This window comes from Falsiroseomonas bella (assembly GCF_003173615.1).
Taxonomy (GTDB): domain Bacteria; phylum Pseudomonadota; class Alphaproteobacteria; order Acetobacterales; family Acetobacteraceae; genus Falsiroseomonas; species Falsiroseomonas bella.
This window is the reverse complement of record NZ_QGNA01000001.1, coordinates 1,751,870-1,773,548: the sequence shown is the minus strand read 5'-3', so window position 1 is coordinate 1,773,548 and position 21,679 is coordinate 1,751,870. Positions and strand designations below refer to the sequence as shown.

The window sequence follows — 21,679 nt, the reverse complement described above, 5'->3', positions numbered from 1 at the left end:
GGGCCGTCAGGCTGCCTGGCGCTGCGGTGCGCTGGGCGCTGCCGCAGCGCCGCCGATCGTGTCGGCGAAGACTGCGTCCATGCGGTCCCAGCGGAAGTCGCGCAGCAGCTTCTCCAGCCGGTGCACCATGCTCTCCAGCCCGACGCGGTGGCGGAAGCGCGCACCCCGGCTGGCCTCCGGCACATGCGGCTGGCCGGGGTCCACTTCCCAGGGGTGGAAGTAGAAGATGCCGGGCCGACGCTCGACGCCGTTGACGCGACGCAGGCCGGTGCGGAACACCGGATAGGGCACCAGGCGGAACCAGCCGCCGCCGGAGCAGGGCAGGTTGCGCCCGATGGCGCGCACCGTGGTCATCGGCAGTTCCGGCACGCCCATCACCGAAGGCAGCCAGGGATCGCGCGGCGCTTCCGCGTCGCCATAGAGGTCGTGGCGGATCGGGAAGAGCGAGGAGGAATAGGCGTGGCCTTCCTCGGCCAGCACGTCATGCGCCCAGGGCGTGAGCTTCGGCCCGATGGAGAAGGTGGGCGCGCGATAGCCGCGCACCGCGACGCCACCGATGTCCTCGAGCACGCGCTTGGCGCGGCGGATGTCGGCGCGGAAGCGGTCGAGGCCGATCTGGTGGACCAGCTCATGCCCGTGGCCGTGGCTGGCGAGCTCGTGGCCGCCTGCGACGATGCGGCGGATCAGCGCCGGATGACGTTCGGCGACCCAGCCCAGGGTGAAGAAGGTGGCGCGGACGCCGGCGCGCTCGAAGATCGCGAGCACGCGCTCGGTGTTCGCCTCGACGCGGCGGTCCAGCCCCTCCCAGCGGTCGCGGCTGATCGCGCCGGCATAGGCCTGGACCTGGAACCAGTCCTCCACGTCCACGCTCATGGCATTGCGGAGGGGGGGCGCGCTCATCGGCGCGGACCGGTCAGCTCGGCGAGGAAGTCCATGAGGCGGGTGAAGGCGCGCTCGCGCCGCGCCATGGTGCGCTCCAGGCCATCGATGCGCTTCTCCAGCGCCTCGATCTGCGATTCCATCTCCGGCGTCAGGCGCGGCAGGCCCGGCATGTAGCTGCCCTGCACCATGCCGGCGCCGAGATCATCCTCCAGCTCGACCGCCGTCGCCTCCACGAGGTCGGCGGTGAGATGCGGCGCCTTCTCCAGCGCGCCGGCCAGCAGCACGCGCGAGCAGAGCCGGTTGATCCGGCGGGGGATCCCGCTGGTGTAGCGGTGCACGATGTCGAAGGCGCGGTCGTCCCAGGAGGGATTGCCGGTCCAGCCCACCGCGCGCAGCCGGTGCTCGATGTAGGAGCGAGTCTCCTCCCGCGACAGGCCGCCGAGGTGGAAGGAGGCGAGGATGCGCTGGCGCAGCTGGTCGAGGTCGGGGCTGGCGATCAGCCGGCGCAGCTGCGGCTGGCCGAGCAGGATGGTCTGCAGCAGCGCGCGCCCGCCATCGGTGATGTTCGACAGCATGCGCAGTTCCTCGAGTCCCGCGGGGGTGAGGGCCTGGGCCTCGTCCACGATCAGCACGTGGCGCCGGTCGGCGGTGCGCAGCGCGCTCATGATGCCGCGCAGCACCGCGGCCTTGTCGCCCTCGGCCGAGACATGGAAGGCGTCCGCGACCAGGCGGAGCAGGTCGTCGCCGGCGACCTGCGTGGTCATGATGCGCGCGACGACGAAGGAAGCGGGATCGAGGTCGCTGCAGAAGCGCTCGACCAGCGTGGTCTTGCCCGCGCCGACCTCGCCGGTGACGACGACGAAGCCCTCGCCCTGCGCAAGGCCGTACATCAGATGCGCATGCGCGCGGCTGTGGACGGAGGAGGGGAAGAACAGCCGGGCATCCGGCGTCATCAGGAAGGGATGTTCGTGGAAGCCGTAGATGTCGATATGCATCTCCGACGCTCCCTAGAAGGCCTGGCTCAGCGAGAAGGTGATCAGGTTCCGGTCCGCGGTCCCGCCGAACTCGTTCGTCTCTCGGCTGGTGAACTGATAGAGCAGGGAGGCCACGAGGCGCTCCGTCAGGGCGCGGGTGACGCCCACGGTGAGGGAATAGTTGCGCAGCTCGCCGCTGTTCTCGGGCTCGCTGATGCCGTAGCGCCCGGCCGCCACCAGCGTCATCCCGGGCTCCAGCGCGCGGTTCCAGCCGAGGCTGACGGAGCGCGTGGTCTGGGAGAAGGGCTGCGTGCCCTGCGCGATCGCGACCGGGTCGCTGTCCTGCCAGCTGAAGCCGAGCGAGAAGGTGTCGCGCGTCAGGGTGTGGCTGAAGGCCAGCGCGGCCCGGCGCTGCAGGAAGATGCCGCTCTGGACGTTCTGCAGCGGGCTGCCGAAGGCCAGCGCGGCGGGGGCGCCGGTGGAGACGTTCACCAGGTTGCCGAGCTCGTCCACGCGCAGCTGCGACAGCGCGTCGCCGGTGTTCAGCCCTGAGTTCGACAGCCGCTCGGAGTAATTCACGAACATGCGCGTGCGCACGCCGATGTCGAGCCCGCCATTCGCGAACCAGGAGGTCTGGCCGTCGAACTGGCCGTAGCGCACGGTGAGGAAGCTGAACTCGTCCGGCTGGTAGCGGAAGCCGACGCCCCAGACCGGATCGTTCACCTCGTACGGATTGACGCCGTTGTAGCGCAGGTCCTGCCAGCCGCCGTCCACCAGGGCGGCGAGTTCGCGCGTGACGGCGTAGCGCAGCTGCGCGCCGTAGATGCGGTTGTAGGCGCCGTCATAGACGTTGTCGCCAGCGAAGTCCGTCGAGCTCGCGGTCAGGGTCCAGCCCAGCCGCCCGAAGGAGTCGCCGGAGTTCAGGGTCCCGTAGAACTGGTTCGAAGTGAAGCCCGTCGAGACGAAGAAGGGCGTCGTCTCCCCTTCCGCGAAGGACGCGTTGCCGTCCTGGACGACCTGGCGGAAGGCGTAGCCGAGGCGCGCGATCGCGAAGTCGCCGAAGCGGTGCTGCAGGTACGGCGAGATGCGGTAGGACGCGGTCTGGATCTGGTTCTGCTGGTTGTCGGGTTCGAACTGCGCGCCCGCGAAGTCACCGAACACCGACTGCACGTCGCCGACCGCGCTGAACTCGACGAAGAGCCTGTCCTGGATGAGGGTGCCGAGGCCCTGCGCCGCGAAGCGCTGGTCCACGCCGTTCTGGTTCGGGTTGTTGAGGTAGTAGCGCAACCGCGGCGCATAGGTCGCGGACCCGACGAGGCTGGCGGTGTCCGCGGTCGCGGTCACCCGCGGCGTCAGGGTGAAGAACACGTCCGATTCCGTGTTGGTCACGCTGTTGCGGACGTTGTCCGTGTAGGAGGCCGAGCCGACCACGCTGCCGCCGAAGCGCCAGGGCGGCGTGGGCTCCCCGGCCCCGCGCGGCGCGCCCGCGATGTCGGGCAGGAGGTCCGGCTGCCAGAAGTTCGGCGCAGCGCTGCGTCCCGGCTCGAGCGGCGTCATGAAGGGGCTGAGGGGCCGGGACAGACCGGTGGTCGCACCGGGGATCGGGTCGCCTCCGAACAGGCCCTGCGCGGCCGCGGGCGCGGCGGCGCCCATCAGCAGCATGCCGGCGGCCAGGCCGGTCCGGCTGCGCCCCGGGCGCCCGCCCCGGCGCATCGCGGGCCGCTCAGCCACTGTAGTAGCCGTAGTAATCGTAGGCGCCGAAGGTGTTGGTCGGCACGATCCGCGTGCGGTTGAGCAGCAGCTGCAGGTTCGGGCAGCTCTCGACCATGTCGAGCGCGCCTTCCACCTCGTCGCGCTGGGTGGATTCCGCGCGCACCACCAGCACCACCTGACCGGCCACCGAGGCTAGTGCGGTCGGCTCGCTGGTGTAGAGGCAGGGCGGCGCGTCCATCACGATGATGCGGTTGGGCATGGCCGAGGCGAGCCTGGCGATCGCCTGCGCCAGCATGGCGCCCGAGGGCAGCCCGGAATGCCCGGGCGCGGCCGGGCCGTAGGACAGGAAGTTCAGCCGCTCCACGGCGGTCGGCTGCAGCAGCGTGTCCGGGCGCTGCATCGGGTTCTGTGCCAGCGCACGCAGCCCCGGCACCGTGTCGCGCTCAAGCAGGTGGGTGATGGAGTGGTGCTGCTTGCTGTCGCCATCCACCAGGATGACCTGCTCGGCGGAGCCGATCGCGAGCCGTGCGGCGATGTTGAGCGAGCAGAATGTCTTCCCCTCGCCCGGCCGCGCGCTGGTGACCAGCACCAGCCGCTGGATCCGGCCCTCCGCGGGCTCCGTCGCCTGCACCGTGCGGCGGATCTGGTGCTGCACGACGTTGAGTTCCTCGGTCACGCGGGAGCGCGCGGCGGCGCCGCCGGGCACCACGAAGCCGGCCTTCTGCAGCATCTCGATGCTGATGGGCTCCGGCTTCGCCGCCGGCGGGGCGGGCGGCGGCGCGGGCGTGGCTTCGGTCGCGGCGGGCGGCGGATCGGGCCGCTCGACGGTCGCGGTTGCCGTGGCGCCCGCGCCCTCGATGGCGCGGCTGCCCGCGGGCGGGCGCGGATCGGCGATGGTGGCGCCCTGCATCGCCTCCATCGCGCGTTCGACCAGATGACGGCCGGAAGGGGGCGTGGTCACGCGACGAACCTCGCAACCAGGTTGGGGATGCGTGCGATGAGCGCCGGACCGCCGGCGGTCACCATGCCGTAGGCGAAGATCAGCAGCCCGAAGCCGCAGGCGAAGGCGAAGGCGGCGAAGCGCTGGCTGCGTGCCGGCTCGGTCGAGGAGATGCTGCCGATCACCGGCAGGCCGAGCTTCCGCAGATCCGTCACCGTATAGAAGCTGCGGTCGAGCAGCACGAACAGCAGGGCGAGGCCCGCCCCCGCGCCGAGCCCGGCGAGCAGCACGGCGGTGCCGAGCAGCAGGCGGTTCGGTCCGATCGGGGCCAGCGGCACCGTCGGCGGGTCCACCACCTCGAGCCGCACGCGCTCCGCCTCGGAGCGCGCGGCGCCGGCGAGTTGCACCGACTCCCGGCGCTCGAGCAGTTCCTCGTAGGAGCGGCGGAGCACGCTGTAGTCGCGGTCCATGTTGGCGAACTGCGCCTGCAGCTGGGGCACGGTGCGGGCCAGCGCCTCAAGCCGCTCCACATTGGCCTGCTCCTGGCGGACCTGGCGCTCCAGCGTGCCGATCTGCGCATCGGCATCCAGCAGGCGCGTGCGGATCTGCTCGTAGAGCGGGTTGCGGATCGTGCCGCCGCCGCCCCCGCCCCCGCCCAAAGCGCGGGCCTCCGCCACGCGGGCTCGCGCGGCGGCCACCGCGGGGTGCGCATCGGTGTATTGCAGGCGCAGCTCGCGCAGGGTCCGCTCGGCCTCGGCCAGCGCGGGATTGCCGGTGCCGCCCTCGCCGGCGCGCAGAACCTGTGGCGTCTGCTCCAGCTCCTGCTTCAGGCGCTCGCGCCGTGCGACGGCATCCTGCAGGTTGCCGCGGTTGGTCAACAGGCGCTGACGCGCCTGTTCGAGGCCGGTGGCGCCGCCGCCCGTCTCGGAGGGCAGCAGGTCGGCGTAGCGCGCGCGGAACTCGGCGCGGCGCTGTTCCGCCTCGCGCAGCTGTATCTCATAGGCCTGGATCTGCTGGTTCACGAAGTTCCGCGCATTCTCCATCTGCTGGCGGTCGTTCGCGGTTGCACGCTCCATGAAGAGCGTCAGCAGCGCCTGCACCACGTCGCGCGACATGCGCGCATCCGTGTCGGTGTAGGTGATGGTGAACAGGTTCCGCGTCTGCAGGCCGAGCCGGAGGCTGGATTCCAGCCGGCTCAGCATCGCCTCGCGCGAGGCCGCGCTGTCGGCGCGCAGGTCGAGGCCGGTGCGCGCGGCCACGCGTTCGAGGTTCGGGCGGCTGAACAGGGTACGCTGCAGCGTCTCGACCTGGCCGGAGGGGCGGTTGTCCACCGCGATGCCGCTCAGCACCTGCCCGAGGATCGCATCCGCATCGGCGTGGATGCGCGCGCTGGACCGGTACTGGTTCGGCAGCGTGTAGACATAGGCCCAGCCAGCGATGCAGACGACCCAGGCGAGCAGCAGCGCCTTCCACTTGTGCTGCCAGCCCGCGCTGGCATAGCGCCGTACCTCGTTGAGGATCTGCGTCACGTCAGAACCAGCCCTGCGGGATCACGAGGGTGTCGCCGGGCCGCAGCGCCAGGTCCTGGCTGAGGTCGCCGGTGCGCAGCAGGTCGTTCAGGCGCAGCGGGATCGTCTCCTGCGACGTGCTCTCGCGCCGGATCAGCCGCGCGCTGTTGCCCGCGGCGTAGCGCGTCAGGCCGCCGGCCTCGATCAGCGCGTCGAGAACGGTCATGCCTTCGCGGAAGGCGATGGCGCGCGGCTGCGCGGCTTCGCCCACGATGCGGACCTGCCGGCTTGCCGGACCGACGAAGCCGCGGACGATCACCGTCACGCTCGGCTCGCGCACATACTGCTTCAGCCGCTCCTCGATCTGGCGGCTGAGCTGCACCGGGGTGCGGCCCGCCGCCTCGATGTCCTCGACCAGCGGCAGCGAGATGCGGCCGTCGGGGCGGACCGGAACCTCCATGCTGAGCTCGGGCGAACGGAAGACGAAGACGGAGAGGGAGTCACCCGGCCCGATCACGTAGTCGGGCGTGACCTGCGGCGCGGCGGCCATGGTGGACGGCTCCGCCGGCGGCGGCTGGCAGGCCGCGGCGGCAAGCGGCAGCAGCAGGGCGATGGCCCGAAGCACCCTCATGTTTCCCAGCGCCTTGAGTTGGAACGACGCCATGCCCGGCCTCCTGTGAAACAATGAAACGCTTCGCGACCCTGGCAGCGACCCTCGCGGGCACGCCTTGTGGTTGTCCGCCGCGAGATCCTTAACTCATTTTTCGCCCAGATGGTAGCTGGACGAAATGCTTTCTGTGCAGCGGCACGCACGGCCGGGTAGCGGCACGGCCGCAGCAAAAGCGCCGCAACCCGCCACCGGCCGGCATCCTTCCCATACCGCGCTGTCGCTCACCATGAGGCGAGACACTGAATTTTGCATGAATCGTGACAATGTGACCGGCGCCGGAAAGGGCTCATGAGACGGTCTCCCGTTCCAGCTCCGAGATGAGCCGCCGCGCGCGGGATGCGTAGACGCCGCGGTCGAAGCGCCAGCTGCCGACGAAGTGCAGCAGCCGCGACAGCGCCGGGTCGAGGTTCGGCTCGAAGCAGGCATAGGTGGGCCAGGTCAGCACCGCGCCGCCCGGCGAATTCGCAATCAGGTAGTTCGAGGCGATCTGCTCGCTGCCCCATTCCGCCCAGCGCGAACCCAGCAGCGCCTGCATGGCCACCGAGAAGGCCTCCGCCTGCCCGCGCGCATGCCGGCCGCGGGCGAAGCCCGCGAAGCCCGCCGAGCCCCGCACATACAGCCGCCCGCCGGCCTCCGGCGGCAGCAGCGGCAGCTTCTGCTCGGCGGCGGGCTGCAGATGCTCCTCGCTGTAGCCGGCGACGCGCGCCGCGGCCTGTTCCAGCGTCTCGATCCCCATCCCCCCACCCGAATTCAGCGTGAAGGAGGTGTTCCGCGCGATGGCGTCCGTCACTTCCGGAATGGGATCGGAAGCCAGCACGTCGGAATCGAGTTGGATCACGTAGTTGTTATCGCTCCGGTCCAGGATATAGAGCAGCCGCTCCCAGCAGCCGCCCCGTGGGCAGGGCGCCGTGGCGATGTCCGCCAGTGGCGTGACCGTCGCATCGGGCAGATGCGCGGCCAGCAATTGCCGGTCCGCGCCCGTCAGCGACCCATCGTCGAGCACCACGATCTCGCCGCCTGGGATGTAGCGGTAGAAGGACTTTATCGCCAGGAGATACATCCGCAGGTGCTCGGACCGCACCATGCTGACGACGCACAGCGGCGCGGGGCGCGTGCGCAGGGGGGCGTGTCGAGGATCCCTCGGCACTGCCAGTCGAACCAGGCGATGGCGCTGCGGCGGCGGAGGGTTGTGAGCATGCGGCTCCGGCAATGGCCCTAAGGGGGTCATCCTGCCCGGAGGTGCTTACCGAATGATGCGCGCCGGCGAAAGCGCCCCCCTTCAGGGAGGGGAGCCGTCGCTCAGCGGGCGCCCAGGGCCTCCTGGTCGGCGTCGGCCATGGAGCGGGCGAGCGCGATCAGCGCGCTGCGGCGTTCCGGCTGCCCGATGCTGCTGAAGGCGCGCAGCAACAGGTCGGCCTCGGCCGCGGAGCAGGCGGGCAACGGGCCGTCCGCGCCGTGTTGGTTGCCACGCGCCAGAGCCTCGATCGAGACGCCGAGCGCCGCGGCGATGGCGATGAGGCGACTGGCTGCCACGCGGGTCAGGCCGCACTCATAGCGGTAGAGCTGCGGCTGGGAGACGCCGACCTGGCTGCTCAGGTCACTGAGCGACAGGCCCATCGAGATCCGGCAGTCGCGGATCCGCCGGCCCACCGCCGCGTCGTCCTCGGTCGGGGCGCGCTTGTTGACGGCGCGCTTCGGGACTTCTGCGACGCGGGCGGGCGGCCGGGCCCAGTCCATCGGCATGCCCATGGGGTCGTGCCCGTCTCCATCGAAGGGCAGGCCGGCACCATCCTCGATCATGAGAGATGACTCCGGGTGACACCGGGGAGGGACAGGCGGAGCATGGCCACGAACATCAAATCCCCCTTTTCCGAAGCGGCGAGTCCTCGAATGTAAGGTTAAGCAAAATCAGTGCCAGAAACTGTGATCAAGTAATTCAAAACCTTGACAGCCGCGCCACCGTGGCTCGCCTTACATTGTAAGAATCCGTGACACGGAGCAAGCGTCTTCTCGTGCGGGCGTGATCGCCCGGCGGCGGAACCGTCAGGGGGCTGTCGGAATCCCTTACAGTCCGGTGCTGGCCGGGTCCGTCGCGCGGGGCGCCGAAGGGCGCGGCAGGGCCGCCCGAACTCGGCCCAGGATGCCCCGCGGGGACCAGGGCCGGGCCAGTTCCGCCCAGGCAAGGACCGGGCTGCGGTCCGCGAAGCTCAGCTTGTAGCGCTGGCTGCCGGCAAGGAAATCATAGGCCTGGTCGCCGCGCCGGAGCGCCAGCGCGATCGCCCGGGCGTGGCAGCTGAGCCCCGGCTTGGCCGCCGCATGCCCCGCAGGGTCCGCAAGGGCGCTCTGATAAGCGTAGGTGATCCCGCGGTGGTGGAGATTGTAAAGAAGACCGACAATCCCGCCCGGACCGGTGAGCCGCAGCAGGTCCAGCACCCCGTCGGCCATCGCGCGCGCCATCAGGCTGCGATGGAAACGCTCCAGGAAGGGGGTGGCGAAGGCGCCGGCCTGGCCCCGACGCCGCCACGTCGCCTCATGCAGGGCGACGAAGTCCGGGAACCAGGCCGCCACCTCCTCGGCCGCGCCCGCCCGGGTGAGTTCAAGCGTGCCGCCGGCGGCATAGAAACGGTCCGAGCGACGGATCTGCTGACGCGTGTTGGCGCTGAGCCGCGTCGCGAGGTCGCCACCCGCCGCCCGCAGCGCGGCGAGATCGAGCAGCGGAGAGGGGCGGTCCTGGCGCCGGACGGCGACGCCGCGCGCGGCCTGCACCAGAGCCGGGGGCACGCCGCCCAGCACGAGCCCGCGCGTGCCGGGCACCGACCAGGCGGCACGCAGCAGGGCCGCGGCGACCTCGGGGTCGGCGGCGAGCGGGCCATTGTGCTCGACGAAGGGCCGGTCGCGCTCCGGGTCGCCGCTTTCGCCCAGGTGCAGCAGGCCGCGGCGGCGGTTGAACAGGGCGAGGCCGACCAGCCTGCCCTGCCGTTCGGCGCGCAGCACCACCGGGTCGGGAAACCGCTCTTCCGCGAGGCATCCGACCCAGGTCCAGCTCTGGAAGACCGAGGCCGGGATGGTCGCCTCGAGCGCGCGCCAGTCGCGGCCGAGCGCACAGAAGCCGTCGAAGGGCTGCGGACGAACCGAGAGCGTCATCGGCGCGGGGGCGATCCTGGGGCTGGGCTGGCGGGCGCGCGGCAAGGCTCGACGCCGGCTCGTTGCCGTGTCGCCATTCTTTACAGGACGCGCAATCCCGCTCAACCCTGGCGGCAGGATCGGTTTGATTACAACAGATTATGGACGTGGCATGCAGCTTGCATTCACGTCTGCGTGGCCGCTCCCGGCCAGGACAGTCAACTCAAGGTGAGCAACAGATGAATATGTCTCGTCTCCTGGCCGGCACTGCGCTGGCCGTCTGCATGTCGGTGGCGGCCAATGCCGCGCCGATCCAGGGCAGCTCCTCGATCGACCTCGGCTCGATCACGACCAGCGGCAGCCTCGCCAACGGCGTGCAGATCAACGTTTCGGGCGGCGTCTACGAGCCGCCGGCGGCGGGCGACTACGTTGCCGCGGACGGCACGACCATCGGCGCCTTCTCGGTGACCGCGACGGTCGGCAGCGCCGTGAGCTTCAGCGGCGCCTTCGGCAGCTTCACCGGCCAAGTGGTGTCCCGCAACGTCACGCCGAACGCCTTCGCCAACATCGTGATCCAGGGCACCTTCACCCCGACCAACCAGCCGCCGGAGGCGAACTTCGCTGAGGTGCGCCTGACGGTGACGCAGACCCAGACCTCCTACTCGGGCGGCGCGGTGATCGATTCCGAGCGCACCGTGAACGTGCCGGAGCCGATGAGCATGGCGCTGTTCGGCCTGGGCCTCGCCGGCCTCGGCGTGGCGCTGCGCCGCAAGGCCTGATCCCGACCGGATCGCGAGCCCCCGCCGGGGGCTCGCCATCAGAGGGCCGGCAGCGAAGGCTGCCGGCCTTTTTTGCGTCCCTGCGATCCCTCCAAGCGGCGAAAGCATGTCCAATCCCTCGTGACACGATAGGAACATGTCTCTTTTTTCGTGTCAAGCCGCATTGTTTGCGTCGGCTTTCTTTACAGGGGGCAGAGGGACGGCCGGCGGGCGCTCTCAAAATGGTTTGATTCCAGAAAGTTGTCTGTCTGGCACGCCCATTGCTTGCTCACCCGCATGGCCAATCCCGGCCAGGACCTTCCACCAGGGTGCGCAAAAAATGAATATGTCTCGTCTCCTGGCCGGCACCGCGCTGGCCGTCTGCATGTCGGTGGCGGCCAATGCCGCGCCGATCGAGGGCAGCTCCTCCATCGACCTCAGCGGCGTCACCACCGACGGCAACCTCGCGAACGGCGTGCAGATCAACATCTCCGGCGGCACCTACGAGGCGCCGGCGGCGGGCGACTATCTGGCCGCGGACGGCACGACCATCGGCGCCTTCTCGGTGACCGCCACGGTCGGCAGCGCCGTGAGCTTCAGCGGCGCCTTCGGCAGCTTCACCGGCCAGGTGGTGTCCCGCAGCATCACGGCGAACGCCTTCGCCAACATCATCATCCAGGGCACCTTCACCCCGACGGTTAACCCGCCGGACGCGAACTTCGCCGAGGTGCGCCTGACGGTGACGCAGACCCAGACCTCCTTCTCGGGTGGCGCGGTGATCGATTCCGAGCGCACCGTGAACGTGCCGGAGCCGATGAGCATGGCGCTGTTCGGCCTGGGCCTCGCCGGCCTCGGCGTGGCGATGCGCCGCAAGGCCTGATCCCGACCGGATCGCGAGCCCCCGGCGGGGGCTCGCCATCGGAGGGCCGGCAGCGAGGGCTGCCGGCCTTTTTTTGCGTCTGCCCGCGCGCCCCGGCGACCGCGCCGACGCGCACCCCCGCCCGGACGAACGAAAATGTCTCGGTTTTGGGATGAATTGTCATTCGTTAGAGTCGGATTTCTTTACAATGTGGGCTAGGTGACAAAACCTTCTGCGCAAAACTGATATGAAATCAAATACTTAACGGCTTGGCATATACCTTGCTTTGTCAACCGCGTGGCCAATCCCGGCCCGGGCATTTCAATCAGGGTGAGCACGACATGAAGATCACGCGTCTCCTGGCCGGCACCGCGCTGGCCGCCTGCATGTCGGTGGCGGCCAACGCCGCGCCGATCGCCGGCAACTCCTCGATCGACCTGAGCACGATCACCACCAACGGCAACCTCGCCAATGGCGTGCAGATCAACATCGGCAGCGGCACCTACGAAGGGCCGAACGATGGCGACTACATCGCCGCGGCCGGCACGACCATCGGCGCCTTCTCGGTGACGGCGACGCTCGGCAGCGCGGTGAATTTCAGCGGCAGCTTCGGCAGCTTCACCGGCACGGTGGTGTCCCGCAGCATCACGCCGAGCGCCTTCGCGAACATCATCATCCAGGGCACCTTCACCCCGACCGTCAATCCGCCCGACGCGAACTTCGCCGAGGTCCGCCTGACCGTGACGCAGACCCAGGGGTCCTTCTCGGGTGGCGCGGTGATCGACTCCGAGGCCAGCGTGAACATCCCGGTGCCGGAGCCGATGAGCATGGCGCTGTTCGGCCTGGGCCTGGCGGGCCTCGGCGTGGCGATGCGCCGCAAGGCCTGAGCCCGTAACATTTCGGAGAGCCCTCGCAAGGGGCTCCCTGCGGGAGGGCCGGCAGCGTAAGTTGCCGGCCCTTTTCGCGTACACGTCCCGCTCCCCGCCTGAACCAAGCGCCCAAGTTTGTGTTGAACAATGCAAGCAAGTCTCTGTTTTGTGACAAGTTGCAGTCTACGCAAAGTGGTAGCTTGATCAGGCGTTAGTATTTTGTTAAAGCGAAACAGAGGGATAGGGATGCGCCGGACCGGCCCCCCTGGTCTCTGCACGCAGGACGCGTCGCCATAACGGTTTCACGTCTACAGGTTGTGGGGGTCTGCGGGATGACCAGCCTGTTCGGGCACAGCGTCCGATCTGACATGCTGCTGCTCTACGTCGCGGATGCGTTGTTGTGCTTCCTCGCCGTGTTCGCGCTCCTGGTTCTGCAGGTGGGCATGCCGGCCGACCAGGGCGGCATCCTGGCGGTGCCGGTCGCGGTCGCCTGCGGCATCATCGGCGGCGCCACGGGGCTCTACCAGCCGGAAGCCTTCGCGCGCGTGCGCAAGCTGCTGGTCGGCGTGCTGGTGGCTGGCCTTCTCATGATGGTGCTGCTGCCGGTGCTGGCCATGATCGGCCCGGCGGACGGCGTGCAGCTCGGCAATCACCTGGTGGGCGTGACGCTCGCGGTGGTCGGCGCGGTGGTCACCACGCGCCTCGGCTTCGCGGCGGCGCGGCGCAGCGGCCGCCTGGTGCAGCGCGTGGCGGTGGTGCGCGCCGCCCGGGGCGGGGCCTCGCGGCTCGACCAGGCGGAGGGCGCGCTCGGCCCGAACGGCCGCTTCCAGGTGGCGATGAGCCTCCTACCCGCCGACCTCGAGACGCGGCTCGACCCCGCGCGGCTGCGCGCGGAGCGCATCCGCATGGTCATCGCCGACGACCCCGCCAGCCTGCCCCCCTCGCTCTCGCGCGGGCTGGAGGCGGCAGGCATCCAGGTGATGGGCGAGACCGACTTCCTGGAGCATCACCTGGCGCGCGTGGACATCGAGCGCCTGCCGCCGGGCTGGCTCGCGCGGTCCAACGGCATGCGCGAAGGCCCGGTGGAGGCGCTGTTCCGGCGCGGCTTCGACATCCTGCTCGGCGCCATCCTGCTGCTCGTCACCATGCCGCTGCTGCTGATCACGGCGCTCGCCATCAAGCTCGACAGCCCCGGCCCGGTCTTCTACCGGCAGGAGCGCGTGGGCCGCGGCGGGCGGGTCTTCACCCTGTTCAAGTTCCGCAGCATGCGCACCGATGCGGAGGCCGCCGGCGCGCCGGTCTGGGCCAGCCGGCGGGACGACCGCGTGACGCGGGTCGGCCGCTTCATCCGCCTTACGCGCATCGACGAGATCCCGCAGGTGCTGAACGTGCTGCGTGGCGACATGGCCTTCGTCGGCCCCCGGCCGGAGCGGCCGGCCTTCGTCGAGCAGCTCGGCCGCATCATCCCGCACTACAACGACCGCGCGGTGGTGAAGCCCGGCATCACGGGCTGGGCGCAGGTTAACTATCCCTACGGCGCTTCCGTGGAAGATGCCCGCATGAAGCTGGCATACGACCTGTACTATGTGCGCCGACGCAGCCTGTTCCTCGACCTGCTGATCCTGGTCGCCACCGTGCGCGTGGTACTGTTCCAGGAGGGCTCGCGATGAGGCGCGGCGCCGGACAGGCGGGCCACAAGCGCGGGCCGTGAGCGCCGCCTCCTTCGTCCTGCATGCCGGCTCGGCCGCGGTCTGCCTCGTGTGGACCGCGCTCGTGCTTTCGGCGGGGCGCGGCAAGGCGGCTCGGCTGCTGGCGGCGGCCTGCGGCATCGCCGCGCTCTGGGCGGGCAGCTATGCCTATGCGCTGCACAACGGCCAGGACTGGGCGCAGCGGCTGGCGGCGGCGCTGGAGATCGGGCGCTGGCTGGTGTGGCTGCTGGTGCTGGGCTTCTTCTTCCGCCGCATCGCCGGGCAGCGCGCCGGGGCGCTGATGCCTGCCCTGGCGATCACGGCCGCAGCCGGCGCCGCGATCGCGATGCTGGTCACGCTGCTCGACCGCGGCACGCCGGAATTCGCCTCCGACCTCGGGGCCTTCGGGACGCTCGCGCGGCTGATGCTGGCGCTGCTGGTGGTGCTGATGGCGGAGAACCTGTTCCGCACCGCGGGCGAGGCGGAACGCTGGCATGTCGGCCTGCCGGCGATCGCGCTCGGCGGCCTCTCCGCCTTCGACGTGCTGCTGTATGCCGAGGCGGCGCTGTCGCAGCAGGTCTCGGTGCCGCTGCTCGATGCACGCGCGGCGCTGACGGCGGCGGTGACGCCGCTGCTGGCCGTTGCGGCAGTGCGCGACGCCCGCTGGCGGCGCGATCCGCCGGTCTCCCGCCAGGTGGTGTTCCATGGCGCGACGCTGGTGGTGGCCGGCGCCTTCCTGCTGGCGGTGGGCGCGCTGGGCGAGATCCTGCGCTGGCTCGATGTCGCCTGGGGCGCCGCGGCGCAGATCAGCCTGCTGGCGGTGGCGCTGATCGGGCTGGCCGTGGCGCTGACCTCGGGCACGGTGCGATCGCGATTCCGCGGCATGATCGTCGATCACTTCTTCACCGCGCGCTACGACTACCGCCGCGAATGGCTGCGCGCGGTGGAGGCGCTGTCGGCCGGCGAGCAGCCGATGGCACCGGAGCAGCGGGCGATCCGGGTGGTGGCGGATGTGGTGGACAGCCCCGCCGGCGTGCTGCTGCAGCGCGACCCCGGCGAGGCGGGCCTGCGCTGGGCCGGCTCCTGGAACCTGCCCGCGGAGCACCAGTCGCTCGGCGCGGAGCACGCGCTGATGGCCCAGATCGGCGCCGGGCAGGAGGTGGTGGCGCTGCCGGCGGAGGATCCCGCGCTGCGCGACCTGCGCCGCGCCTACGGCCCGCTCTGGCTCGCGGTGCCGCTGGCGCATGGGCGCGAGGGGCTGGCGGGCGTGGTGCTGCTGGCGCCGCCGCGCGCGCCCTTCAAGCTCGACCGCGAGGTGGCGGAGCTGCTGCGGATGCTGGGGCGGCAGGTGGCCATGTTCCTGGCGGAACGGCGCGCCGCCGAACGATTGGTGGACGAGCGCCGGCTGGCCGACTATGCGAAGCGCTTCGCCTTCGTCGCGCATGACGTGAAGACCGTGTCCAGCCAGCTTTCGCTGCTGCTCGCCAATGCGGAGGAGAACCTTGCGGACCCGGAGTTCCAGCACGACATGCTGGTGACCGTGCGAGCCTCCACGGCTCGCATCAACGCGCTGATCGTGCGGCTGGGCCAGCCCGGCGACGTGCCGGAAGGGGCGGCCGAGGCGATCTCGCCGCTTGAACGCCTGCAGGCCCTGGCCGCCGCCAAGCCCTATGCGGTCGAGGTGACGGGGCATGAGGGCGCGGCGCTGGCCGCGATCGCGGCGTCCCGCTTCGACACGGCGGTCGGGCATCTTATGAACAATGCCGCGGAAGCCTCGCCGCCGGGCGAGCCGGTTCGCGTGCAGGTGCGCCAGGAAGGATCGCAGTTCGTCGTGGACGTCATGGATCGCGGGCCGGGCATGTCGGCGGAGTTCGTCCGCGACGAGCTGTTCCGCCCGCTCAGCACCTCGAAGCGGCAGGGCAGCGGCATCGGCGCGTGGCAGGCGCGCGAATTGCTGCGTGAGGCAGGCGGGGAGCTCACCGTACTGAGCCGCCCCGGCGCGGGCACGACGATGCGGATCGTGCTGCCGGCGCGCGGCGTGGCAGGGGAGCCGCCGGCACCCGTCGCCATCGCCGCCGCGGCGATGCGGGGGGCCGCATGAGCAAGCCGAAGCTCATGATCGTCGAGGACGATCCCGGGCTCTGCGCGCAGTATCGCTGGGCCTTCCCGAACTGCCGCGTCGTCGTCGCGAACGACCGCAAGCAGGCCGAGGCGATGGCCAAGCGCGAGCAGCCGGATGCGGTGCTGCTCGATCTCGGCCTGCCGCCGGATGCGGAAGGCGTGAGCGAGGGCTTCGCCACGCTCGAGATGCTGCGGGCGGGAACGCCGAACCTGCCGGTGGTGGTCGCTTCCGGCCAGGGCCAGCGGGAGAACGCGCTGCGCGCCGTGGCCCTCGGCGCCTATGATTTCTGCGAGAAGCCGGTGGATGTCGCGGTGCTGCGCACCGTGATCGAGCGCGCGCTGCGCCTGCGCGAGCTGGAGGAGGAGAACCAGCGGCTTGCCGTCGCGCCACGCTCCTCGCCGATCCAGGGCATCGTCACGGCGGATGAGGGCATGCTGAAGGTGTGCCGCACGGTGGAGCGGCTGGCCGGCGTCTCGGTCCCCGTGCTGCTGCTGGGCGAGAGCGGCACCGGCAAGGAGGCGCTGGCGCGCGCCCTGCACGAGATGGGGCCGCGCGCGGGCAAGACCTTCGTGGCGCTGAACTGCGCGGCGATCCCGGAGACGCTGCTGGAAAGCGAACTGTTCGGCCATGAGAAGGGCGCCTTCACCGGCGCGGTGCGCCAGGTGGCGGGCCGCATCGAGACGGCGCATGGCGGCACGCTGTTCCTCGACGAGATCGGCGAGATGCCGGTGGCGCTGCAGGCGAAGCTGCTGCGCTTCCTGCAGGACCAGGTGATCGAGCGCATCGGCGGCCGCACGCCCATCCGGGTGGATGTGCGCGTGGTCTCCGCCACCAACCAGCCGCTGGAGGAACAGGCCGAGAGCGGGCGCTTCCGTGGCGACCTGCTCTATCGCCTGAACGCCGTGACGGTCCGCATCCCGCCGCTGCGCGAGCGGGTGGGCGATGCGCTGCTGCTGGGCCGGTTCTTCCTGGCGAAGTTCGCGCGCGAGCACGGCCGTCGGCTGCGCGGCTTCGACGCCGCCGCGTCGGAGGCGATCGCGGCGCATCGCTGGCCGGGCAATGTGCGCGAGCTGGAGAACCGGGTGCGCCGCGCGGCGCTGATGTCGGAAGGCCCGCTGGTCACGCTCGGCGACCTCGAGATCGCGCCGGCCGCGGTGGACAGCGACGGCGCCGCCGATCTCGACCTGCGGACGGCGCGGCTGCGCGCCGAGCGCGAGGCGATCGAGCGGGCGCTGGCGCGCAGCAGCGGCAGCCTTTCCGCGGCGGCGCGGCTGCTCGGCATCAGCCGGCCGACGCTCTACAGCCTTCTCGAGACGCACGGGCTGGCAGCCGCCCGCCTGAGGGCCGAGGGCGCACTTGCCCCGGCCGACCCCGACACCGTCTAGCGGAGCCGGAACCATGGCCACACCGCCCTTCCCTTCCCGCCGCGGCCGCCTGCTGATGGCCGCAGCGATGGTCATCGGCCTCGGCGCGGGCGACCTCGCCGCGCAGCCGCTGCAGCGCGCGGAGGCGGCGCAGGCGCGCGGCGACCTGCGCGCGGCGCAGATCGAGTTCCGCAACGCGGTGCGGGCACAGCCCGACAACGCGGCGGTGCGCATGGGCCTCGCGCGGGTCAGCATCGACCTCGGCGATCCCGATACGGCGGAGCGCGAGGCGCGCGCGGCGCTGGAACGCGGCTTCGATGCGGCGGAGGCGACCGCCGTGCTGATGCGCAGCTACCTGATGCGCGGGCGCTTCCGCGAGCTGCTGCGCGACTTCCCGCAGCCCACCCAGCCGCCGGCGCTGGCCGCGCAGGTGGCGGCGGCGCGCGCCCAGGCGGAGCTCGGCCTGAACCAGCGCGACGCGGCGCGCCAGGCCGCCGATGCTGCGGTCCGCTTCGCGCCGAACGCGCCGGAGCCGCACCTCGCCATGGCGGCGGTCGAACTCGCCGCGGGCAACCGTGCGGCGGGCGAGGCGGCGGTGGACCGTGCGCTGCAGGCCGATCCGCAATCGGCCGAGGCGCTGGTGCGCAAGGCCTCGTTCCAGGCCGAGGGCGGGCAGCCGGCGGCCGCGATCGCCACGCTCGACGGCCTGATCGCGCGGGCGCCGGGCAACGTGCCGGCGCGCGTGCTGCGTGCGGAGCTGCTGATCCGCACCGGGCAGGAAGCGCGCGCGCGGCCTGACATCGATGCGGCGATCCGCATCTTCCCGACGCATCCGGCGGCCACCTACCTCACCGCGCTGATGCAGGTGCGGATGCAGGAATGGCGCGCCGCGGACGAGACGCTGGCGCGCATGGGCGCGGCGCTGCCGAATCTCGGGGACGGGCTGCTGCTGCTCGCCACCGTGAAGCGGGCACTGAACGAGCCGGGGCAGGCGGAGGACGCGGCGCAGCGCTACGTGGCGCGGCGGCCGGACGATCCGCGCGGCGCCAAGCTGCTCGCCACGCTGCAGATGGAGGGCAACCGCCCCGACGCGGCGGCTGCGACGCTGAGCCGGCTGGCGCAGCGCAACCTGGCGGATGCCGAAGCGATGGACATGCTCGGCCGTGCGCATGTCGCGGCAGGTCGCCCGCGCGAGGCAGTGGTCGCCTTCACCCGCGCCTCGGAGCTCGCGCCGGACGATGCGGGGATCCGGGCGCGGCTCGGCGCGGCGCGGCTGGCCACCGGCGATACGCGCGGCACCAGCAGCGCGGCGCAGGAGTCGCTGCGGCTCTCGCCCGACCAGACGGGTGCGCGCGAGCTGCTCGCGATCGCCGCGCTTGCGCGCGGCGACATCACCGGCGCGCAGGCGGAATACGACCGGCTCACGCCCGAGCAGCGCCGGGGCGAGGCCGCGGGCACGCTCGAAGGGCTGCTGCTGATGGCGCGCTTCGATGTCGCCGGCGCGCGTCGCGCCTTCGAGACGGTGCTGCGCGACCATCCGGAAAGCGTCGGTGCGCGGCTCGGCCTGGCGCGGGTGGCCACGGCGCAGGGCAACCCGGACGAGGCGGAGCGGCTGCTCGGCGAAGTGCTGCGGCGCGCGCCGAACCATCCGGAAGCGCTGGGCCGGCTGCTGGCCACCGTGACGGCCGGTCCGCCCCGGGCGGAGGCGGCGCTGATCGTGCTGCAGGCCGCGCAGGGCGCCGCGCCGACGGAGCCGCAGCTGGCGATCACGCTCGCCGCGGCGCTGGGCGCGCTCGGCCAGCCGGAACGCGCGCTGGCCGTGGTGGACACGCCGGCGCTGCGCCGGGCGGGCCAGGGACCGCAGCTGCCGCTGACGCGCTCGCAGGCCTATGCGGCGCTTGGGCGCTGGCAGGAGGCCGAGCAGTCGGCGCGCGCGGCGCTGGCGGAGGATCCCGCCTTCATGCCCGCGCGTCGCCAGCTGCTGTCGCTGATGATGCGCAACGGCGACCAGCGCGGGGCGGAGACCATGCTGCAGGAGGCGCTGCGCAGCCAGCCCACCAATGCGGCGCTGCAACAGCTTCTGGTGACGCTGGTGCGCGAAGTGCGCGGCCTGGACGCGGCGCTGGAACTGGCGGACCGCATGGCGGGCACCGTCGCGATGCATCCGGGCTCGCTCACGCTGCGCGGGGACCTGCTGCTCGCGGCGCAGCGCCCGGCGGAGGCCGCCGCAGCCTATGCCGCGGCGACGCAGAACGGCCCGTCCTCGACCCTGGCGCTGCGCCAGGCGATCGCGCTGCGCGCGGCGGGCCAGCCCGCCCAGGCGCTGGCGGTGCTCGATGCCTGGCTCGGGCGCGAGCCCGACGATGTCGAAGCGCTGAACCTCGCCGCGCAGATCGACATCGCGGCGGGGCGCAACGACGCGGCCGAGCGGCGGCTGGCGCGGCTGGTGGAACGTGCTCCGGACAACGCGGTCGCGCTGAACAACCTTGCCTGGATGCTGCAGGAGCGCGGCCGGCCGGAGGATCTGGCGCGCGCCCGCCCGATGTCGGAGCGCGCCTATTTCCTGATGCCGGGACCGGAGACGGCGGACACCTTCGGCTGGATCCTGGCGCGCACCGGCGATCTGGAGCGCGCGCTGGTGCTGCTGCGCCAGGCGGCGAGCACGCCGCGTGCGCGCGGCCAGGCGCCGGACCCGGCGAAGGTCTACCGCTTCGCCTATGCACTGAACGCGGCGGGGCGCCGGCAGGACGCGATCAACGTGCTGACGCCAGCGCTGGCCGGGGACGCGGCCTTCCCCGAACGCGCCGCGGCGGAACGCCTGCTGGCCGAGATGCGGCGCGGCTGAAGCTCCGCCGGCATGCGCAGCTACGTCTTCTTCGCCGTCTATCTGGGGCTGCTGGCACCGGCGCTGGTGCAGCCGTTCCTCGGCGCGTTGCTGTGGAGCTGGATCGCGTTCATGAACCCGCACCGCGAGGTGTGGGGCTTCGCGACGAACCTGCCCTACGCGATGACGATCTTCCTGGCGATGCTCGTCGCCTGCGTCATCGCGAAGGAGCCGAAGCGCTTCGATGCGAACGGCGTGACGGTGCTGCTTCTGCTCTTCGCGGCGATATTCACGCTGACCACCATCACCGGCATCGGGCCGAGCGAGGTGATGTGGCGCCGCTGGGAAGCGAACACGAAGGTCGTCATCGGCGCGCTGCTGGTAGCCAGCCTGCTGACCACGCGGCGGCGCATCCACGCGATGGTGTGGCTGATGGTGATCTCCATCGGCTACTACGGTGTGAAGGGCGGGATCTTCACGGCGATGACCGGCGGCGGCTTCCGCGTGATGGGGCCGCCGGACACGATGATCGCGGACCGCAACCACATGGCGGTGGCGCTGCTGGTCTCGGTGCCGCTGATGAACTACCTGCGCCTGCATTCCCGCCACTACATTGCGCGGCTCGGCCTGCTCGCCGCGATGGGCCTGACGCTGCTCGCCGCGGTCGGCAGCCAGTCGCGCGGGGCGCTGCTCGCGCTCGGCGCCACGGCGGCCGTGCTCTGGTGGCGCAGCAAGAAGAAGGTCGTCAGCGCCATCGTGCTGTTCGGCTGCATCCTGGCGATCCTGGCCTTCATGCCGGACAGCTGGGCGCTGCGCATGAACTCGATCCTGGACTACGACAGCGACGCCTCCGCGATGGGGCGGCTCAGGATCTGGTGGGCGTCCTGGCTGATCGCGCTGCAATACCCGCTCACCGGCGTGGGCTTCCGGGCGATGTACTACCAGCACATCGTGAACCTGGTGGCGCCCGACGTGAATGCGCGGGCGGTGCACAGCATCTACTTCGAGGTGCTCGGCGAGCACGGCTTCCCGGGCTTCTTCGTCTGGCTCGGGCTGACCGTCGCGGGGATCTACTACGCGCAGCGGCTGATGCGCATCACGCGGGACCGGCCTGACCTGGCCTGGGCCGGCGATCTCGGGCGCATGGTGCAGGTCTCCATCGTGGCCTACCTGGCGGGCGGCGCGTTCCTGTCGCTGTCCTACTGGGACTACTACTGGATGATCCTGATCGTGACGGCCGCCGCGCACACCATTGCGGTGCGGGCGATCCAGGCCGACGCGACGTCACGCGGCATGGTCGGCGCCGGAGCCTGGAAGCGCAGCAGCATGCGGGAGGCGCCGCGCGGCGCGGTCCGGGGGGCGGCGACATGACGCTGGTCGCGCCG

Annotated in this window: 17 protein-coding genes; 8 read left to right on the top strand and 9 right to left on the bottom strand. The window is 71.4% G+C overall.

What is annotated here, in order from left to right:
* Positions 1–6: 6 nt before the first annotated feature.
* The 9 genes from DFH01_RS08275 to DFH01_RS08235 all read right to left on the bottom strand — a co-directional run bounded on the left by DFH01_RS08275 (position 7) and on the right by DFH01_RS08235 (position 9,831).
* The gene (locus DFH01_RS08275) at positions 7–900 is read right to left on the bottom strand and encodes an XrtA system polysaccharide deacetylase (RefSeq protein WP_109869838.1); all 894 of its coding nucleotides are present in this window, start codon (positions 898–900) and stop codon (positions 7–9) included.
* The gene (locus DFH01_RS08270; RefSeq protein WP_109869837.1) at positions 897–1,877 is read right to left on the bottom strand and encodes an AAA family ATPase; all 981 of its coding nucleotides are present in this window, start codon (positions 1,875–1,877) and stop codon (positions 897–899) included. Before DFH01_RS08270 ends, DFH01_RS08275 begins: the two co-directional genes overlap by 4 nt.
* A gap of 12 nt (positions 1,878–1,889) precedes the next feature.
* Positions 1,890–3,587, bottom strand: a complete 1,698-nt coding sequence (locus DFH01_RS08265) for a TIGR03016 family PEP-CTERM system-associated outer membrane protein (RefSeq protein WP_146217015.1) — start codon at positions 3,585–3,587, stop codon at positions 1,890–1,892.
* A complete protein-coding gene (locus DFH01_RS08260) occupies positions 3,580–4,530 on the bottom strand; it encodes a tyrosine-protein kinase family protein (RefSeq protein WP_146217014.1) in 951 nt (316 codons plus the stop codon). Before DFH01_RS08260 ends, DFH01_RS08265 begins: the two co-directional genes overlap by 8 nt.
* The gene (locus DFH01_RS08255) at positions 4,527–6,038 is read right to left on the bottom strand and encodes an XrtA system polysaccharide chain length determinant (RefSeq protein WP_233256011.1); all 1,512 of its coding nucleotides are present in this window, start codon (positions 6,036–6,038) and stop codon (positions 4,527–4,529) included. The genes DFH01_RS08260 and DFH01_RS08255 overlap by 4 nt, the downstream gene beginning before the upstream one ends.
* 1 nt (position 6,039) lies before the next feature.
* Positions 6,040–6,648, bottom strand: a complete 609-nt coding sequence (locus DFH01_RS08250; protein ID WP_109869996.1) for an XrtA/PEP-CTERM system exopolysaccharide export protein — start codon at positions 6,646–6,648, stop codon at positions 6,040–6,042.
* Positions 6,649–6,973: 325 nt separating this feature from the next.
* Positions 6,974–7,771, bottom strand: coding sequence for a hypothetical protein (locus DFH01_RS08245; RefSeq protein ID WP_146217013.1), 798 nt, complete (start codon positions 7,769–7,771; stop codon positions 6,974–6,976).
* A 215-nt stretch (positions 7,772–7,986) separates the two neighbouring features.
* Positions 7,987–8,487 (bottom strand): helix-turn-helix domain-containing protein, encoded by a 501-nt coding sequence (locus DFH01_RS08240; protein ID WP_109869833.1) that lies wholly within the window; start codon positions 8,485–8,487, stop codon positions 7,987–7,989.
* 264 nt (positions 8,488–8,751) lie between these two features.
* A complete protein-coding gene (locus DFH01_RS08235; RefSeq protein ID WP_109869832.1) occupies positions 8,752–9,831 on the bottom strand; it encodes a GNAT family N-acetyltransferase in 1,080 nt (359 codons plus the stop codon).
* Positions 9,832–10,055: 224 nt separating this feature from the next.
* Between DFH01_RS08235 and DFH01_RS08230 the strand changes: the two genes are divergently transcribed.
* The 8 genes from DFH01_RS08230 (at position 10,056) to DFH01_RS08195 (ending at position 21,665) form a co-directional block, all read left to right on the top strand.
* Positions 10,056–10,589, top strand: a complete 534-nt coding sequence (locus DFH01_RS08230) for a PEP-CTERM sorting domain-containing protein (RefSeq protein ID WP_199231150.1) — start codon at positions 10,056–10,058, stop codon at positions 10,587–10,589.
* Between the two features lie 325 nt (positions 10,590–10,914).
* Positions 10,915–11,448: a PEP-CTERM sorting domain-containing protein gene (locus tag DFH01_RS08225; RefSeq protein ID WP_158287664.1), complete on the top strand. Its 534-nt coding sequence runs from the start codon at positions 10,915–10,917 to the stop codon at positions 11,446–11,448.
* A gap of 320 nt (positions 11,449–11,768) precedes the next feature.
* The gene (locus tag DFH01_RS08220) at positions 11,769–12,314 is read left to right on the top strand and encodes a PEP-CTERM sorting domain-containing protein (RefSeq protein WP_109869829.1); all 546 of its coding nucleotides are present in this window, start codon (positions 11,769–11,771) and stop codon (positions 12,312–12,314) included.
* A 314-nt stretch (positions 12,315–12,628) separates the two neighbouring features.
* Positions 12,629–13,966 carry an exopolysaccharide biosynthesis polyprenyl glycosylphosphotransferase gene (locus DFH01_RS08215; protein ID WP_109869828.1) on the top strand — a complete coding sequence of 446 codons (1,338 nt, stop codon included), beginning with the start codon at positions 12,629–12,631 and terminating at the stop codon, positions 13,964–13,966.
* A gap of 37 nt (positions 13,967–14,003) precedes the next feature.
* A complete protein-coding gene (prsK, locus tag DFH01_RS08210; RefSeq protein WP_109869827.1) occupies positions 14,004–16,085 on the top strand; it encodes an XrtA/PEP-CTERM system histidine kinase PrsK in 2,082 nt (693 codons plus the stop codon).
* Positions 16,082–17,491 (top strand): PEP-CTERM-box response regulator transcription factor, encoded by a 1,410-nt coding sequence (prsR, locus tag DFH01_RS08205; RefSeq protein WP_109869826.1) that lies wholly within the window; start codon positions 16,082–16,084, stop codon positions 17,489–17,491. Before prsK ends, prsR begins: the two co-directional genes overlap by 4 nt.
* Before the next feature lie 13 nt (positions 17,492–17,504).
* On the top strand, positions 17,505–20,315 hold the full coding sequence (gene prsT / locus DFH01_RS08200) for an XrtA/PEP-CTERM system TPR-repeat protein PrsT (protein WP_109869825.1): 2,811 nt from the start codon (positions 17,505–17,507) through the stop codon (positions 20,313–20,315).
* A 12-nt stretch (positions 20,316–20,327) separates the two neighbouring features.
* A complete protein-coding gene (locus tag DFH01_RS08195) occupies positions 20,328–21,665 on the top strand; it encodes a putative O-glycosylation ligase, exosortase A system-associated (RefSeq protein ID WP_109869824.1) in 1,338 nt (445 codons plus the stop codon).
* The last annotated feature ends 14 nt before the right edge of the window (positions 21,666–21,679 follow it).